The sequence below is a fragment of the Pseudomonas sp. IT-P171 genome (assembly GCF_949767765.1).
Classification (GTDB): Bacteria; Pseudomonadota; Gammaproteobacteria; order Pseudomonadales; family Pseudomonadaceae; genus Aquipseudomonas; species Aquipseudomonas fluorescens_B.
Genome location: NZ_CATKQN010000009.1, coordinates 32,788 through 49,975 on the forward strand (window position 1 = coordinate 32,788; position 17,188 = coordinate 49,975).

The following is a 17,188-nucleotide window of genomic DNA, read 5'->3' on the forward strand; positions in this document are numbered from 1 at the left end:
CGGCATCATAAACCCGAATTACGTCAATGAGCATGCCCTTGCTGAGCCAGAGTTTTACCGCCCGTTTTTTCAGCCAGATAGCCGAGCAGCGTTTCATAGAGCGCATCGACCTCGGCGACCTGGCCCCGCCCTCGCAAACAGCCGTGAACCAGTCCCTCGCCGTAATAAAGTGTTGCGGCCACGCCCGCGGCGTCCAGTCGCTCGGCGTAGCGCACGCCGTCGTCGCGCAGCGGATCGAATTGCGCCACAGCGATCAGCGCCGGCGGCAAGCCGCCGAGATCCTCGGCGAGCAACGGCATCGCATAGCCGCCCGGTTGTCGACTGCCGCGCAAGTACAAGGCGTGATAACAATCCACGTCGCTGCTGCTGAGCAACGGCGCGTCAACGCATTCGCTGCGCGACGCCAGCCGCTGGTCGCCGCCGAGCCCCGGATAGATCAGAACCTGTGCCGCTGGCAATGGCTCACCCGCATCGCGCAATGCCAGGCAAAGCGCGGCGGCGAGATTTCCCCCGGCACTGTCGCCTGCCACCAGCGTACGCGCGGGATCAAGCTGGAATGGCCCGGTTCGCAACGCCCGCCACACCCCCAGACAATCGTTGAAGCCCGCCGGAAACGGATGCTCCGGCGCCAGACGGTAATCGACGGCGATCACTAACACGTCGAGCGTCGACGCCAGTTCAGCGCAGATGAAATCGTGGGAATCCAGATCCCCCACCACCCAACCGCCGCCGTGCAGATACACGATGCAAGGACAACCGCCGGTCAACGGCGAAACCGGCGGCTGATACGAGCGCACCGGCACACCGGCCAATTCAAAGTCCACGACATACAGCCCGGCGGGACGGGGCGGGGTAAATGCCCGACACATGTCGCTGTAGGCCTGGCGCATGCCGGCGAGGCTGCTCTCGGTGCTGTTGAAGCTGACGGTTTTCTCGACGAAGGCCGACATTTGTGCAGATAGCGGGTAAGTAGCCATGAGCCTGGTGCCAGTCAGTTCAGCATTGGAAGTGGAACTCGGTTCTGTGGCGAGGGAGCTGGCTCCCGCTGGTTTGCGAAGCAGCCCCCAAACCACTCAACCGAGTTTTATCAGGTGCACCCGAGCAGCCGGGTTTACGACGGCTTCGCCGCCGAGCGGGAGCAAGCGCCCTCGCCACAGAAATTGCGCGCCAAAAGAAGGCGGGTCAGTTTTTCAGGCTGGCCTGTACGGTGGCTACACCGTCCTTGCCGTCAAAACTGCTGACACCCGCCAGCCAGCGCTGAAGGTCTTCCGGGTGATCACGCAGCCATTGCCTGGCAACGTCCTGCGGCGTCTTGCGCTCCATGATCGGCACCATCAGCTGACTTTCCTGAGCGGCGGTAAACGTCAGGTTCTCCAGCAGACGGTTCACGTTCGGGCAACGTTCGGCGTAGTCCGGTGACGTCACCGTGGAGACCGTGGCCGCCCCTTCGTTCGGCCCGTAGACATCTTCGCTGCCGGTCAGGTAGGCAATTTTCATGTTGATGTTCATCGGGTGCGGGGTCCAACCGACAAACACCACGAATTCCTTGCGGTTCACCGCCCGCTGAACGGCGGCCAGCATGCCGGCCTCACCGGACTCGATCAGTTTGAAATCCTTCAAGCCGAAGTGATTGGTCTCGATCATGGTCTTGATGGTGGTATTGGCACCGCTGCCCGGCTCGATGCCGTAGATCTTGCCGCCAAGCTTGTCTTTGAATTTGGCGATGTCGGCGAAGGTTTTCAGCCCGGCGTCGGCGACGTACTGCGGCACAGCAAGCGTTGCCTGAGCGTCGGCCAGACTCGGCTTGGCCATGACTTTCACCTGATTGGCCGCCACGAACGGCGCGATATTGTTGTCCATCGCCGGTTTCCAGTAACCGAGGAAGATATCGAGGCGCTTGTCACGGATGCCGGCGAAGATGATTTGCTGCACGGCGCTGGTCTGCTTGCTTTCATAGCCAAGACCATTGAGCAGCACATCAGCCATGCCGCTGGTGGCAATTACGTCGGTCCAGTTGACCACTCCCATGCGCACGGCTTTGCAGGAAGCATCGTCACTGGCCAGAACACTGGTGCTCAGAAGAGCGGTACCGCAAAGGATTGAGAGACAGCGGGTGAACAAACCTTTGGTGCTTGTCATAGAGGGCTTTCTCGTGCGGCAGCGGATTGTTGTGGGCTCGGTGTCTTTGTGCACCGTGTCCGGAACATTACGCAGCAGACGAGAGGTAAAAGCGAACTGTGGCGACTGTGTTTTGCACGGTGGCGACTGTCCCGATCCAGTATCGAGGCGGACAACAACCTGTGGCGAGGGAGCTTGCTCCCGCTCGGCGGCGAAGCCGTCGTGGTCCGGGGCTGCTTCGCAACCCGGCGGGAGCAAGCTCCCTCGCCACAAAAAGCCCCCTCGCAACAGAGTTATGCGGTGTAGTGCTTTTCGCCCCAGGCCAACAATCCTTGCAGCAATTCCTTGAGCACCACTTGCGTCGGCTCAGCCAAATCCGGGCGATAGCGGAACGGCTCGAATTCTTCCATGTAGGTGCACTGGCACAACTCCAGTTGCACCGCATGAATGTTTTCCGCCGGATTGCCGTAGTGCCGGGTGATGTGGCCGCCCTTGAAACGACCATTCAGCACATGGCTGTAGTCGCCATGCCGTGCGCAGATCGCTTCCAGCTGGGTGGCCAACTGAGGATCACAACTGGCGCCGTTGAAGGTGCCGAGGTTGAAGTCCGGCAGCTTGCCGTCAAACAGGTGCGGAATGATCGAACGGATCGAGTGCGCATCGAACAGCAACGCATAGCCGAATTCGGCTTTCAAACGAGCCAGTTCGTTCTGCAGCGTGCTGTGGTACGGCGTCCAGACCTGTTCCAGATAGGTCGCGCGTTCCGCTGCCGACGGCTCCATACCCTCACGGAACAACGGAATGCCGTCGAACAGCGTCGACGGGTACAGACCGGTGGTCGCGCCTGCGTACAGAGGCTTGTCGTCGGACGGGCGGTTCAGGTCGATGACAAACCGCGAGTACTCGGCGGCCAGCGTGCTGGCGCCCAGTTCGGCAGCGAACTCGTAAAGCCTGGGGATGTGCCAGTCGGTGTCCGGCAGGCTTTTCGCGTCGGCGATCAACCCAGCTTCGACCGCCGGGGTCAGGCGCAGGCCGGCGTGGGGAATGCTGATCAGCAGCGGCACACGGCCTTGTTTGAAGTTCAGAACCTTATCCACAACTATTCTCCTAAACGCTCGTTTCAACGCCGTGACGCACGACGCGTTTCTCCAGATCACCGCCCAGCCAGTACGACAGGTCGGCGGGACGATCGATTTGCCAGGCGACGAAGTCCGCGAACTTGCCAACTTCCAGCGAGCCGTGTGTCTCGGCCATGCCCAACGCGGTGGCGGCATGAATCGTTGCACCCGCCAGGGCTTCTTCCGGGGTCATGCGGAAACAGGTGCACGCCATGTTCAGCATCAAGCGCAGCGACAGCGCTGGCGAGGTGCCGGGATTGAGGTCGCTGGCAATGGCGATTTTCACGCCGTGTTTGCGCAGGGCATCCATCGGCGGCAATTGGGTTTCACGCAGGAAATAGAACGCCCCCGGCAGCAACACCGCGACGGTGCCGGACGCGGCCATGGCGATGGCGTCTTCTTCGGTCATGAACTCCAGGTGGTCGGCCGACAATGCGTGATAACGCGCCGCCAGACTCGAACCGTGCAGCGATGACAGTTGCTCGGCGTGCAGCTTCACCGGCAAGCCAAGCGCTTGAGCGGTGATGAACACGCGCTCGACCTGCGCCGGTGAAAACGCCAGGTACTCGCAAAACGCGTCCACCGCATCCACCAGGCCTTCGGCGGCGAGCGCGGGGAGCATTTCCGCGCAGATGTGATCGATGTAATCGTCGGCGCGGCCCACATACTCCGGTGGCAGGGCGTGAGCCGCCAGGCAGGTGCTGCGCACGCTGATCGGCAGTTCGGCGCCGAGACGACGGGCGACCCGCAGCATCTTGCGTTCGTTGGTCAGATCAAGGCCGTAGCCGGATTTGATTTCGATGCTGGTGACACCGTCACGCATCAGGCTTTTCAGGCGCTTGGCGGCGCTGGCGAAAAGTTCGTCTTCACTGGCCGTGCGAGTGGCGCGTACGGTGCTGGCGATGCCGCCACCGGCCGCCGCGATTTCCGCGTAGCTGACGCCTTGCAGGCGCTGTTCGAATTCACCGCTGCGGTTACCGCCGAACACCGTGTGGGTGTGGCAGTCGATCAGGCCCGGGGTGACCCAGGCCCCGTTCAAATCGTTGACGGCCGGGTATTCACCAGACGGCAGCTCAGCGCGAGGGCCGATCCACTCAATGCGCGCACCTGACGTCACGATGGCCGCATCCTCGATGATCGAGTAGACGCCTTGCGCCATGGTTGCGACGTGGCAGTGTTGCCAGAGGGTTTTCATCCCTTAGTCTCCACAGTATTCAAAATCGAATCGCCAGCAGGCTGGCTCCCACAAGGATGCGCAATGCAACTGTGGGAGCCAGCCTGCTGGCGATGAGTACATCACAGGCTCGGCAAAAGCTTCACCGACACCAGTTCATTCAGGCAACGCGTCGCCAGCAGTTCAGTCGCCGCATTGATGTCCGGCGCAAAGAAACGATCCTTCTCATAGAACGGCACTTCTTTACGCAGAATCGCCCGGGCCTTTTCGAGTTTTGGCGAAGTCTTCAAGCCTTCACGCAGGTCCAGGCCCTGGGCTGCCGCCAACCATTCCACCGCCAGAATCCCGCGTGTGTTCTCGGCCATTTCCCACAGGCGCTTGCCGGCAGCCGGTGCCATGGACACGTGGTCTTCCTGGTTCGCCGACGTCGGCAGGCTGTCCACGGAATGTGGATGGGCCAGCGCTTTGTTCTCGCTGGCGAGTGCCGCAGCGGTCACTTGGGCGATCATGAAACCGGAGTTCACGCCGCCATTGGCCACCAGGAACGGCGGCAGTTGCGACATGTGCTTGTCCATCATCAGCGAGATGCGGCGTTCGCTCAGCGAGCCGATTTCAGCGATGGCCAGAGCCATGTTGTCGGCAGCCATCGCAACGGGTTCGGCGTGGAAGTTACCGCCGGAGATCACGTCACCTTCAGCAGCGAACACCAGCGGGTTATCCGAGACGGCGTTGGCTTCAACGGCCAACACTTCGGCAGCCTGACGGAACTGGGTCAGGCAGGCGCCCATGACTTGCGGCTGGCAGCGCAGGGAGTACGGGTCCTGAACCTTTTCGCAGTTCTGGTGCGAGTCGGAGACTTCACTGCGCTCGCCCAGCAGGTCGCGGTAAGCGGCAGCGGCGTCGATCTGGCCTTTCTGGCCACGCGCGGCGTGAATGCGTGCGTCGAACGGCGAGCGCGAACCCAGCACCGCTTCGACGGTCAGGCCGCCCAGGGCCAGGGCGCCCGCGAACAGATCTTCACCTTCAAACAGACCGCGCAACGCATAAGCGGTGGACACCTGAGTGCCGTTGAGCAGCGCCAGGCCTTCTTTCGCGGCCAGGGTCAGCGGGGTCAGACCGGCGACTTTCAGCGCTTCGGTCGCGTCCAGCCATTCGCCTTTGTAGCGTGCCTTGCCTTCACCCAGCAGCACCAGCGACATGTGGGCCAACGGCGCCAGGTCACCGGAGGCACCGACCGAACCTTTCAATGGAATGTGCGGGTAAACCTCGGCGTTGATCAGGGCGATCAGCGCGTCGATGACCACCCGGCGAATGCCGGAGAAACCACGGCTCAGGCTGTTGACCTTGAGCACCATGACCAGCCGCACCAAGGCGTCGCTGATCGGCTGGCCCACACCGGCGGCATGGGACAGCACCAGTGAGCGCTGCAGGTTTTCCAGGTCTTCGCTGGCGATGCGGGTCGAGGCCAGCAGACCGAAACCGGTGTTGATGCCGTAAGCGGTGCGGTTCTCGGCGAGGATCTGTTCCACACAGGCAACGCTGGCTTCGATCTGAGCCGAGGCGCTGTTGTCGAGGGTGATCCGGACCGGCTGCTGATAGATATCACGCAGTTGGGCCAGGCTCAGTTGGCCGGGAATCAGGTTTAGCGCAGTCATTTTGAGCTCCTTATGAGAGTTTGTTATTAACTAACCAGACGCTCCGGAGATGTCCGTTGTCCGTCGCTTCCCGCCTTGTGGGGAGGGGCTGCGCCTTGGCACGCTGGTTTGATGTAGAAATCAGTTCAGATTCGGTAAAGCCTCGCGCAGCAAATTCGAATCTTTCAAAACCCCGGCCGCCGCCGCGATATCCGGTGCCAGCCATCGGTCCTGGTCGTAGGCCGGAACGCGCTCGCGCAGCAGACGCCAGGCCGTATCAGTGCCCGCGCCGAAGCGTTGTTCTTTCAGGAACTCAAAGGCCTGAGCCGCCAGCAGGTACTCGATAGCGAGGATCTGCGTGCAGTTTTCCAGCGCGCGATGCAGCTTCAGCGCGGCGTTGGTGCCCATGCTCAGGTGATCTTCTTGCAGACCGGACGTCACGTAGTTGTCGAGGACCGCCGGTTGCGCCAGTTGACGGTTTTCCGCACACAGCGAAGCAGCCACGTATTGCACGATCATCATTCCGGAGTTCACACCCGGATTGGCCACAAGGAACGCCGGCAGGCCGCTGACGTGCGGGTTGATCAAGCGGTCGAGACGTCGCTCGGCGATGGAACCTATTTCCGCCATGGCGATGGCCAGCAGATCAGCGGCCATGGCCACGGACTGACCGTGCGGGTTGGCCTGGGACATGATGCGGAAATTGTCCGGCGTGCCCAGCAGCAATGGGTTGTCGGTGCAGCCATTGAGTTCGGTTTCGATCTGTTGGATCGCGTGCGCCAGTTGATCCCGTGCCGCACCGTGGACCTGTGGGATCGAACGGATGCTCAGCGCATCCTGGGTGCGGATACCTTTGCTCGACGCAATCACTTCACTGCCATCAAGCAGCGCCCGCAGATTGATGCCGACCTGCTGCATGCCCGGATGCGGCTTGAGGGCGATGATTTCGGCATCGAACGCTGCGATCTGGCCGCGCTGGGCTTCGAAGCTCATGGCGCCGATCACGTCGGCCCATTGCAGCAGGCGCGTGGCATCGGCAATCGCAAGGGCGCTGAGGCCGCTCATGCACGGCGTGCCGTTGACCAGGCACAAGCCGTCTTTGGCGCCGAGTTGAACCGGTTGCAGACCTTCTTCGGCCAAGGCCTGTTGCGCAGAAACGATCTGCCCGCGATAGCTGACATTGCCGACGCCCAGCAGCGCAATGCCGATGTGCGCCATGTGGGTCAGGTAACCCACCGAGCCCTGGGACGGCACTTGCGGGGTGATGCCGCGATTGAGCAGAGCCAGCAGCGCTTCGACCACCCGGCGATGAATGCCGGACTTGCCGTGACTGTAGTTGCGGATCGCGGCGCACATGATCGCCCGGGTCTGGTCGTCGGCCAGCGGAGCGCCGACGCCACAAGCGTGACTGAGCAAGGTGTTGCGCGACAGCTGGCTGAGTTGTTCGTCTTTCAGAGAGACGTTGCACAACGCGCCCAAGCCCGTGTTGACGCCGTAAGCGCGTTCGCCGCTGGCGACGATGCGCTGGACGATCGCCTGAGCGTTCTCGATCCGCGCCCAGGCCTGGGTCGACAGCTCGAGCTGAGCGCCGTGGCGGGCGACGGCGACTACATCCTGCCAACGCAGAGGGGCGTCGGCGATAACGATTTTTTCAGCCTGGGACATCTGGAGCCTCATACAAAATTCATGGACATGTGACACCTGTGGCGAGGGAGCTTGCTCCCGCTGGGCTGCGTAGCGGCCCCAAAATTTCGCGACCGCTGCGCGCTCGAGCGGGAGCAAGCTCCCTCGCCACAAAAGCGGTCCCGCCACAAACCTCTTAAACCACCGCCGCACGCCGCTGTACGAACCGGTCTACATACTCATCCGCCGGCGAATGCAGGATCTCTCGCGGCGTGCCGACCTGAATCAGGCGGCCATCCTTGAGGATTGCGATGCGGTTGCCGATGCGTACGGCTTCGTCGAGGTCGTGGGTGATGAAGACGATGGTCTTGTGCAGGGTCTTTTGCAGTTCCAGCAACTGGTCCTGCATTTCCGCGCGGATCAGCGGATCGAGCGCACTGAACGCTTCGTCCATCAGGATGATGTCGGTGTCCGCCGCCAGTGCGCGGGCCAGGCCCACACGCTGACGCATGCCGCCCGAGAGCTGGTGCGGGTATTTGTTTTCGTAGCCCTTCAGACCCACGGTGTTGATCCAGTGCAGCGCGCGCTCGGAGCACATTTGCTTGCTCTCGCCACGCACTTTCAGGCCGTAGGCGACGTTGTCCAGCACGGTCTTGTGCGGCAGCAGGCCGAAGCTCTGGAACACCATGCTGATCTTGCGCCGGCGAAATTCGCGCAGGGCGTCCATGTCGTATTGCAGGATGTCCACGCCATCCACCAGGATCGCGCCGCTGGTCGGGTCGATCAGGCGGTTGAAGTGGCGCACCAGGGTCGATTTGCCGGAGCCGGACAGGCCCATGATCACGAAGATCTCGCCGCTACCGATGCTCAACGACAGGTCGTTCACGCCGACCACGCAGCCGGTTTCGGCCAGCACCTGATCCTTGGTCTTGCCCTGGCCGATCATGCCCAGCGCTTCCTTGGAACGGTTGCCGAAAATCTTGAAGACGTTTTTGACTTCGATTTTGCTGATGGCTTCGTTGTTCATTTGCTCACCTCATGCCGTGGCCGACCATACGCCTGAGTAATGCGGTCGATGACCACTGCCAGAATCACGATCGCCAGACCGGCTTCAAGGCCACGTCCGACGTTGAGGGTCTGAATCCCCACCAACACATCTTCGCCAAGGCCACGGGCGCCGATCATCGAGGCAATCACCACCATCGACAGGGCCATCATGGTGGTCTGGTTGATCCCGGCCATGATGCTCGGCAGGGCCAGCGGCAGTTGCACGCCGAACAGTTGCTGCCAGCGGTTGGCACCAAAGGCGTTGATCGCTTCCATCACTTCGCCGTCGACCTGGCGGATGCCCAGATCGGTCAGGCGGATCAGCGGCGGCGCAGCGTAGATCACGGTGGCGAAAATCGCCGGGACCTTGCCCAGACCAAACAGCATCAACACCGGGATCAGGTACACGAAACTCGGCATGGTCTGCATGATGTCCAGCAGCGGCATCAGCACCGAACGCAGGCGATTGCTGCGCGCCGAAAGAATGCCCAGCGGAATGCCGATCAGCACCGAAATGACCGTCGCCACCATCATCAGCGCGAGGGTCTGCATCAGCTTGTCCCAGAGCCCGACCGCGCCCACCAGGAACAACAGACCGACAATGACGGCGGTGGTCACGACCTTGCGGGTCGCGTGCCAGGCAATGCCCGCCACGATCGCCAGCATCAGCCACCAGGGCGCCGCGCGCAGCAGCCCTTCAAGATTGACGATGGCCCACAACAGGGTGTCGGAGATGTGCCGGAACACGTCGCCGTAGTTGGTGACCAGCGAATCGACCCAACCGTTGACCCAGTCGGCGATGGAAAAGGTAAAGCTTTCGGGAAACATAAGAGACTCTCAATCAAGGGGTTGCGATTCAGCGTCCGACTGCCGTTGCCGACAGTCGGAGAGGCTCAACCTACAAGGCCGCGTCGATCTTTTTGGCTGCGTCTTCGCTCACCCATGCGTGCCAGACTTCAGGATGTTCCTTGAGGAAAATTTTCGCCAGTTTTGGTGACTCGATCCGCTCTTTGGCCATGCGCCCGAGGTTCTGGTTCAGCAGGTCGATCGGCAGGTTGACCTTTTCCAGCACGGCCACCAGTTCCGGGGCTTGCTCGTGGAAGGTCTTGGAGAGGCCGACCTTGATCGTCACTTGCTTGTTCACCCCTGGTTTCTCTTCGAGTTTGACCAGGTCAACCTGGCCCATCAGCGGTGTTGGCGACCAGTAGTAGAACAGGATCGGCTCGCCACGCTTGTAGCTCGACAGCACGGCGGCATCCAGCGCCGGACCGGTGCCCGGGCGGAAGTTGGTGTAGCTGCTTTCCAGACCGTAGCTTTTCAGCATTTCGCTGTTATCCAGCTCACAGGTCCAGCCGGCCGGGCAGTTGTAGAAACGGCCCTTGGAAGGCTCTTCGGCGTCTTTGAACACCGAGGAATACTTGGCCAGGTCAGCAATGTTTTTCAGGTCCGGCGCCTTGGCTTCCAGCTTGCGCTTGGCATCGCCTTCGATCACGTAGCGCGGCACGTACCAGCCTTCGACTGCGCCTACGACTGGCGCACCGACACCGACGACCTTGCCGGCCTTCTCGGCCTTGTTCCAGACTTCGCTGCGGCCGACCCATTCTTCGGCAAACACTTGAATGTCGTTGCTGCTCAGGGCGTTTTCCATGGTGATGGAGTTGCCCGGCAGGCTATCGGTCTTGCAGTCGTAACCTTTCTCCAACACGACTTGCAGCACGTCGGTCAGCAACATGGCGCTTTCCCAGTTCAGGCCGGCGAATTTCACCGGTTTACCCGATTCGCACCAACCGGCAGCCTGAGTGGCGCCGGCGCTGGCCAACAGGCCCATGGAAAGCAATGTGGTCAGCAGGGTCTTGTTCGATTTCATTGTTTGACGCTCCTAATCATGAATTGGCTTACGGCAGTCAAGAGGCATCCAGCCCTGTCCACGTCCAATCAGGCCTGCGCCGCAGCGCGACCGGCCCCGCTTGTTTTAGGTTGTACAACGCTGTCCTGCTCGACCGGCAGAATCAGGTGATCGGGCACGGTGCCGTGCCATTTTTTCGCACACACGTAATACAGGGCTGCAGGAATCACCAGACCGATGATCCAGGAAATATCCACATCACCCAGCGCTGCCACCAGCGGACCGGTGTAGAACTTGCTGGAAATGAACGGCAGCTGCACCAGCACACCGAACACATAGATGCTGATACCGAGCATGTTCCAGCGACCGTAGCGACCGTTTGGATCGGACAGCGCCGGCACGTCATAGCGCTCACGGGTGATGCAGTAGTAGTCCACCAGGTTGATCGCGCTCCATGGCGTAAAGAACGCCAGCAGGAACAGGATGAAGGACTTGAACGCACCAAGGAACGAGTGCTGGCCGAGCAACGCCATCAGGGTCGCAGCACCGACGATCACCAACACGAAGAGCAGACGCTGCAAGCGCGTGACTTTCAGGTCACCACGGAAGCCGCTGATGATGGTCGCAATGCACATGAAGCTGCCGTAGGAGTTCAGCGTGGAGATGGTGACCTTGCCGAACGCGATGCTGAAGTACAGCAGCGCAGCCGTGGTACCGGCACCGCCCAGACCGACGATGTAGGCCACTTCGTGGCCGACGAATTGCCCATTGGCCGAGGCGGCGGCAAACACGCCGAGGATCATCGCCACTTGTGCGCCAATGACCGAACCTGCACCCGCGGCGAAAAAGGTTTTCACCGAGGAAGTCTTGCTCGGCAAGTAGCGAGAATAGTCAGCCACGTAAGGGCCGAAGGCGATCTGCCAGGACGCCGCGAGCGATACCGCCAGCAGGAAGCTGCTCCAGCTGAAGTGGCGGATTTGCAAGAGTGCGCCAACGTCAGTCTGGCTTATCAGACGACTGAACAGGTAAACAAAGGCAATCACCCCAATGACACTGGCAACCCGGCCAATCCAATGGATCACCCGATAGCCGAGTACCGTGACCAGCACGATGACACTGGCGAAGATGAGGATACCGACGGTGTCACTGACGCCAAACAACTGGCCCAGCGCCTGGCCGGAAAGTACCGTTCCGGTTGCGGTGAAACCGAGGTACATCAAACAGACCAGCACGATCGGGATGGCCGCGCCATAAACACCAAACTGCACACGGCTGGAGATCATCTGCGGCAGGCCAAGCTTTGGCCCTTGCGCGGCATGCAGCGCCATCACCCCACCGCCGAGCAGTTGCCCGATCAGCAAACCGATCAACGACCAGAACACATCACCGCCCAGCACCACGGCCAGGGCCCCGGTGACAATCGCGGTGATTTGCAGGTTGGCACCCATCCACAGGGTGAACTGGCTCAACAGACGACCGTGTCTCTCCGCTTCCGGGATGTAGTCGATCGAGCGTTTCTCGATCAACGGTTTACTGCCTGCACGATCGTTGTTAACTGCCATGGTTCAACCTCTGTGGATTGTTATTGTGGGTTGGCGGGCTCCCTGTAGGAGCGAGCATTACTTGCCGGTAATCATCGGCAGATTCAGGCCCTGTTCCTTGGCGCAGTCGATCGCGATCTGGTAACCCGCATCGGCGTGACGCATAACGCCAGTTGCCGGGTCGTTGTGCAAAACGCGAGCGATACGCTCGGCCGCTTCGTCAGTACCGTCGCAGACAATCACCATGCCCGAGTGCTGGGAGAAGCCCATGCCGACGCCGCCGCCGTGGTGCAGGGAAACCCAGGTCGCGCCGCTCGCGGTGTTGAGCAGAGCGTTGAGCAGTGGCCAGTCGGACACGGCGTCGGAGCCGTCCTGCATGGATTCGGTTTCGCGGTTCGGGCTGGCGACCGAACCGGAGTCCAGGTGGTCGCGACCGATCACGATTGGCGCGGACAATTCACCGCTGCGAACCATTTCATTGAACGCCAGGCCAAGCTTGGCGCGCAGGCCCAGGCCAACCCAGCAGATACGAGCCGGCAGCCCCTGGAAGCTGATGCGCTCGCGCGCCATGTCCAGCCAGTTGTGCAGGTGGGCGTCGTCCGGGATCAGTTCTTTGACCTTGGCGTCGGTCTTGTAGATGTCTTCAGCGTTACCCGACAGTGCAGCCCAACGGAACGGACCGATGCCACGGCAGAACAGTGGGCGGATGTAGGCCGGTACGAAGCCAGGGAAGTCGAATGCGTTTTCCACGCCTTCTTCCTGGGCCATCTGACGGATGTTGTTGCCGTAGTCGAAGGTCGGAATGCCCATCTTCTGGAATTCGAGCATCGCTTTAACGTGCACGGCCATCGATTGCTTGGCGGCTTTCACCACGGCTGCAGGCTCGGTCTTGGCACGAGCGCGGTACTCTTCCCAGGTCCAGCCGGCCGGCAGGTAACCGTTGAGCGGGTCGTGGGCGCTGGTCTGGTCGGTGACCATGTCCGGGCGCACGCCGCGCTTGACCAGTTCCGGCAGAATTTCCGCCGCGTTGCCCAGCAGAGCGATGGAAATCGCCTTGCCTTCCTTGGTGTATTTGTCGATGCGGGCCAGTGCGTCGTCGAGGTCGGTGGCTTGCTCGTCGACATAACGGCTGTTCAGACGGAAATCGATGCTGACCTGCTGGCATTCGATGTTCAGCGAGCAAGCACCGGCCAGGGTTGCAGCCAGAGGTTGAGCGCCGCCCATGCCGCCCAGGCCTGCGGTCAGGACCCAACGACCTTTCAGGTCATCGTTATAGTGCTGGCGACCGGCTTCGACGAACGTTTCGTAGGTCCCCTGGACGATGCCCTGGCTGCCAATGTAGATCCAGCTGCCGGCGGTCATCTGGCCGTACATGGCCAGGCCTTTGGCGTCGAGTTCGTTGAAGTGTTCCCAGCTCGCCCAGTGCGGTACGAGGTTGGAGTTGGCGATCAATACGCGCGGGGCGTTAGTGTGAGTCTTGAACACGCCGACCGGCTTGCCGGATTGCACCAGCAGGGTCTCGTCGTCATTCAGATTGGTCAGGCTTTCAACGATCTTGTCGTAGCATTCCCAGTTACGCGCCGCACGACCGATACCACCGTAAACCACCAGTTCTTTAGGGTTCTCGGCGACTTCCGGGTCGAGGTTGTTCATCAGCATGCGCAGCGGCGCTTCAGTCAGCCAGCTCTTGGCGGTCAGCTTGTTACCGCGGGCAGCGCGGATTTCAACGTCACGAAACTTAGTAGGTTTAATGTCAGTCACGAAAAAGACTCCTCAGCGATCAATCCAAACCAACCCTGGCGGTGGGTAAGCCAGCCTGTGCGCGTCACAGCGACACAAGCGAATCAGTGGACGCTGCGGAGAGTCTCGATCGACTCATACGCATACGTCTTTACTTGTACATACAAGCATATGCAATCAAGCGGCCAACTTATTGGATGGGCATTCGAGAAAAATTCTGAAAAGGCTGGGAAGCCTGTAGATCAAGGGTTATGAGGAAGATGAAATTTTTCGGGGGGATTGTGCGGAGGGATGATGGCTCGTTACTTGAGCGTGGTTTTGCGCCACGCTGGGGCGTTCGGTAACAAAGTGGTGCGCGCTGAGAAACAGGAAAGGTGATTGCTTTTGTGGCGAGGGCGCTTGCTCCCGCTGGGCTGCGAAGCAGCCCTTAAACCATTCAACCGAGATTTGTCAGATAGATTTCGCTAGCGGGCTTTTTACGACGGCTTCGCCGCCGAGCGGGAGCAAGCTCCCTCGCCACAGAGATGTTGTAAACAGTTGGATCAGTGTGCAGTCAGCTCGATCACGCAGCAGGCGCCGTTGCTGGAGACGTCCAGCAGGCCGGTGTTACCGACGAGTTGCAGGCAATCATGACGACCCAATTGCTGGGCATTGTTTTCGACCGTCACCTCAAGCGCTTCGCTCACACTGAACACCAGCACCGTCCCGGCCTCGCTGAAAAACCGCTGCTCGCCGTCCAGCCACTGCAACCGCGCGCTGTAACGCTGCGGCGCATAAATCAGGTTGAAGTCGCGAATCGGACCACCCAGCAACGTGCAGGACACCTGGCTCTCGCCGCTGAAGGCATACGGGTCCAACGGTAACAACGGCCGCGTGACCTGGCCATCCACCGACAAGGTCATGCCGTCGCCCTGCAACACCGTGATGATCCGCTCGTAACCGGCGAAGGTCGAAAACCCGCCCGACTCGGCGATATCGGCAATCGACAGGCGCCAGCCGAAACCATCAAGGCCAGTGCCCGCGTCGCGGGTGATTTCTTCGGTACTGCCACCGCCATTTTTCCATGGCATGCGTGGGTAATCGACAGCGCGTAAAACCTTGACCTGACTCATTTGTGAAACCGACCTTCCAGACGATGACGGGAACCGGGGTGGATCAAACGGGCGGCGGTCACTGGCTGACGGCCGGACCAGGTACGGCGACGGATCAGCAGGCACGGCTCGCCCTTTTCAATCTGCAGCAATTTGCACTCGCTGGCCTCGGCCAGAATCGCCTCGACCACGTGCTCGCCTTCAGTCAGCGGCGCGACCTGGTTCAGATAGGCGTAAGGCGTTTGCAGGGTGAAGTCCTGCTTGAGGTAGTCCGGCGCCACCAGCGCGTTGACGAAACGGTCTTCGATTTGCACCGGAATGTCGTTTTCGAAATGCACGATCAGCGAGTGGAAGACCTTTTGGCCTTCACGCATGTCCAGGGCCAGGGCGCGCTCGGAACCGGCGGCCTCTTCTTCAAGCGTGATCACCTGGCATGTATGGCGATGGCCACGGGAGGCGATTTCGTCGGCGATGTTGTGCACTTCAAACAGCGCAGACTGGCTTTTCGGCTCGGCGACGAACGTGCCGACGCCCTGCATACGCACCAACAGGCCGTCGGCGGTCATCTCGCGCAGCGCGCGGTTGATGGTCATGCGACTGAACCCGAGTTGGCTGACCAACTCGCTTTCCGACGGAACGCGGTAGTGCGGCGGCCAGTTTCCACTGTCGATCTGCTGGGTGATCATTTGTTTGACGCGAGCGTACAAGGGCGCCGGACTGTCGCCCATGTTCGCGGCCAACGGTGACACTGTAGGCGGAGTCGGCACGGTAAATCCTTGTTCATTTGGTGAGGGTTGCTAGCTTGCCGGAGTTTACCGAGCAGGCAAACGTCTGTATATGTATATACAAATAACACACGATGGGGTGCTGAACCATGTCCGCCTTCTTTGCCGAACGCGCGCTGCTGCCTAGTGGATGGGCCAACAATGTACGTCTTGAGGTCAGCGCCGACGGCGTTTTGACCCATGTCCAGGCCAATTCCAACGCAGATGACGCCGAACGGCTAAGCGGTCCACTGCTGCCGGGCATGCCGAATCTGCACTCCCACGCCTTCCAGCGGGCCATGGCAGGGCTGGCGGAAGTGGCCGGTAATCCGAACGACAGTTTCTGGACCTGGCGCGACTTGATGTATCGCCTCGTCGGAAAAATCAGCCCGGATCAACTCGGCGTCATTGCTCGTCAGCTGTACATCGAAATGCTCAAGGCCGGTTACACCTCGGTCGCGGAATTTCATTATGTGCATCACGACACCAACGGCCAGCCTTACGCAGATCCGGCCGAACTGGCGCTGCGCATCAGCCAGGCGGCCAGTTCCGCCGGTATCGGCTTGACCTTGCTGCCGGTGCTCTACAGCCATTCCGGTTTCGGTGGCCAGACGCCGAACGATGGCCAGCGTCGCTTTATCAACAGCACTGAAAATTACCTGAAGCTGCAGTCGCGCTTGCAGCCGATCCTGGCGCAGCAACCGGCGCAATCGCTGGGTCTGTGTTTCCACTCATTGCGCGCGGTCACCCCACAGCAAATCAGCGAAGTACTGGCGGCCAGCGACAAGCAGTCTCCGGTGCACATTCACATCGCCGAACAGCAGAAGGAAGTCGATGACTGCCTGAGCTGGAGCGGTCGTCGCCCCCTGCAATGGCTGTACGAAAACACCGATGTCGATCAGCGCTGGTGCCTGGTGCACGCGACTCACGCCAACCCGGAAGAAGTCGCGCTGATGGCCAAGAGTCGCGCCATCGCCGGTCTGTGCCTGACCACCGAAGCCAACCTCGGCGACGGGATTTTCCCGGCCGTGGATTTCCTCGCCCAGGGCGGGCGCATGGGCATCGGTTCCGACAGCCATGTGTCATTGAGCGTTGTGGAAGAGTTGCGTTGGCTGGAATACGGCCAGCGCCTGCGCGATCAGCGGCGTAATCGGCTGTATGGCGCGGATCAGCCGATGGTTGGCCGCACGCTATATGACGCTGCGCTGGATGGCGGCGCGCAGGCGCTGGGGCAGCCGATCGGTGCACTGGAAGTTGGTAAACGTGCGGATTGGCTGGTGCTGGACGGCAACGATCCGTACCTGGCAACGGCCAGCGGTGACGGGATCCTTAATCGTTGGTTGTTTGCCGGCGGCGATTGCCAGGTGCGCGATGTGCTGGTCAATGGCCAGTGGGTGGTGCGTGACGGGCGTCATGCAGCAGAAGAAGAAAGTAACCGCGCGTTTACCCAAGTCCTGCGCGACCTCCTGGGCTGACACAAATGAAATGTGGG

Annotated in this window: 14 protein-coding genes; 1 reads left to right on the forward strand and 13 read right to left on the reverse strand. The window is 60.9% G+C overall.

The features are described 5' to 3' along the window. Positions 1 to 23 precede the first annotated feature (23 nt). The 13 genes from ACM6I5_RS07385 to hutC form a co-directional block, all read right to left on the reverse strand. Positions 24 to 977 (reverse strand): alpha/beta hydrolase, encoded by a 954-nt coding sequence (locus ACM6I5_RS07385; RefSeq protein ID WP_050558245.1) that lies wholly within the window; start codon positions 975 to 977, stop codon positions 24 to 26. A 205-nt stretch (positions 978 to 1,182) separates the two neighbouring features. Continuing rightward, complete coding sequence (locus ACM6I5_RS07390) at positions 1,183 to 2,139, reverse strand: choline ABC transporter substrate-binding protein (RefSeq protein ID WP_414883472.1); 957 nt, start codon at positions 2,137 to 2,139, stop codon at positions 1,183 to 1,185. Positions 2,140 to 2,411: 272 nt separating this feature from the next. Next, positions 2,412 to 3,215 carry an N-formylglutamate deformylase gene (gene hutG / locus ACM6I5_RS07395; RefSeq protein WP_414883473.1) on the reverse strand — a complete coding sequence of 268 codons (804 nt, stop codon included), beginning with the start codon at positions 3,213 to 3,215 and terminating at the stop codon, positions 2,412 to 2,414. Between the two features lie 10 nt (positions 3,216 to 3,225). Continuing rightward, positions 3,226 to 4,431, reverse strand: a complete 1,206-nt coding sequence (gene hutI / locus ACM6I5_RS07400; RefSeq protein WP_017336089.1) for an imidazolonepropionase — start codon at positions 4,429 to 4,431, stop codon at positions 3,226 to 3,228. 101 nt (positions 4,432 to 4,532) lie between these two features. After that, positions 4,533 to 6,065: a histidine ammonia-lyase gene (hutH, locus tag ACM6I5_RS07405; RefSeq protein WP_414883474.1), complete on the reverse strand. Its 1,533-nt coding sequence runs from the start codon at positions 6,063 to 6,065 to the stop codon at positions 4,533 to 4,535. A gap of 120 nt (positions 6,066 to 6,185) precedes the next feature. Beyond that, complete coding sequence (gene hutH / locus ACM6I5_RS07410; RefSeq protein ID WP_414883475.1) at positions 6,186 to 7,709, reverse strand: histidine ammonia-lyase; 1,524 nt, start codon at positions 7,707 to 7,709, stop codon at positions 6,186 to 6,188. 154 nt (positions 7,710 to 7,863) lie between these two features. Next, positions 7,864 to 8,694, reverse strand: coding sequence for a quaternary amine ABC transporter ATP-binding protein (locus tag ACM6I5_RS07415; protein WP_414883476.1), 831 nt, complete (start codon positions 8,692 to 8,694; stop codon positions 7,864 to 7,866). Further along, positions 8,691 to 9,542: an ABC transporter permease gene (locus ACM6I5_RS07420; RefSeq protein WP_017336085.1), complete on the reverse strand. Its 852-nt coding sequence runs from the start codon at positions 9,540 to 9,542 to the stop codon at positions 8,691 to 8,693. Before ACM6I5_RS07420 ends, ACM6I5_RS07415 begins: the two co-directional genes overlap by 4 nt. 70 nt (positions 9,543 to 9,612) lie before the next feature. Then, the gene (locus ACM6I5_RS07425; protein WP_017336084.1) at positions 9,613 to 10,581 is read right to left on the reverse strand and encodes an ABC transporter substrate-binding protein; all 969 of its coding nucleotides are present in this window, start codon (positions 10,579 to 10,581) and stop codon (positions 9,613 to 9,615) included. A gap of 68 nt (positions 10,582 to 10,649) precedes the next feature. Continuing rightward, positions 10,650 to 12,122, reverse strand: coding sequence for a purine-cytosine permease family protein (locus tag ACM6I5_RS07430; protein ID WP_414883477.1), 1,473 nt, complete (start codon positions 12,120 to 12,122; stop codon positions 10,650 to 10,652). A gap of 57 nt (positions 12,123 to 12,179) precedes the next feature. Continuing rightward, complete coding sequence (gene hutU, locus ACM6I5_RS07435; protein ID WP_017336082.1) at positions 12,180 to 13,862, reverse strand: urocanate hydratase; 1,683 nt, start codon at positions 13,860 to 13,862, stop codon at positions 12,180 to 12,182. A 521-nt stretch (positions 13,863 to 14,383) separates the two neighbouring features. Next, positions 14,384 to 14,953, reverse strand: coding sequence for a HutD family protein (locus ACM6I5_RS07440; RefSeq protein ID WP_414879922.1), 570 nt, complete (start codon positions 14,951 to 14,953; stop codon positions 14,384 to 14,386). Continuing rightward, on the reverse strand, positions 14,950 to 15,660 hold the full coding sequence (hutC, locus tag ACM6I5_RS07445) for a histidine utilization repressor (protein ID WP_174602685.1): 711 nt from the start codon (positions 15,658 to 15,660) through the stop codon (positions 14,950 to 14,952). The genes ACM6I5_RS07440 and hutC overlap by 4 nt, the downstream gene beginning before the upstream one ends. A gap of 146 nt (positions 15,661 to 15,806) precedes the next feature. Here hutC and ACM6I5_RS07450 point away from each other — a divergent pair, with 146 nt between their 5' ends. Beyond that, positions 15,807 to 17,171 (forward strand): formimidoylglutamate deiminase, encoded by a 1,365-nt coding sequence (locus ACM6I5_RS07450; protein WP_414883478.1) that lies wholly within the window; start codon positions 15,807 to 15,809, stop codon positions 17,169 to 17,171. Positions 17,172 to 17,188: the final 17 nt, after the last annotated feature.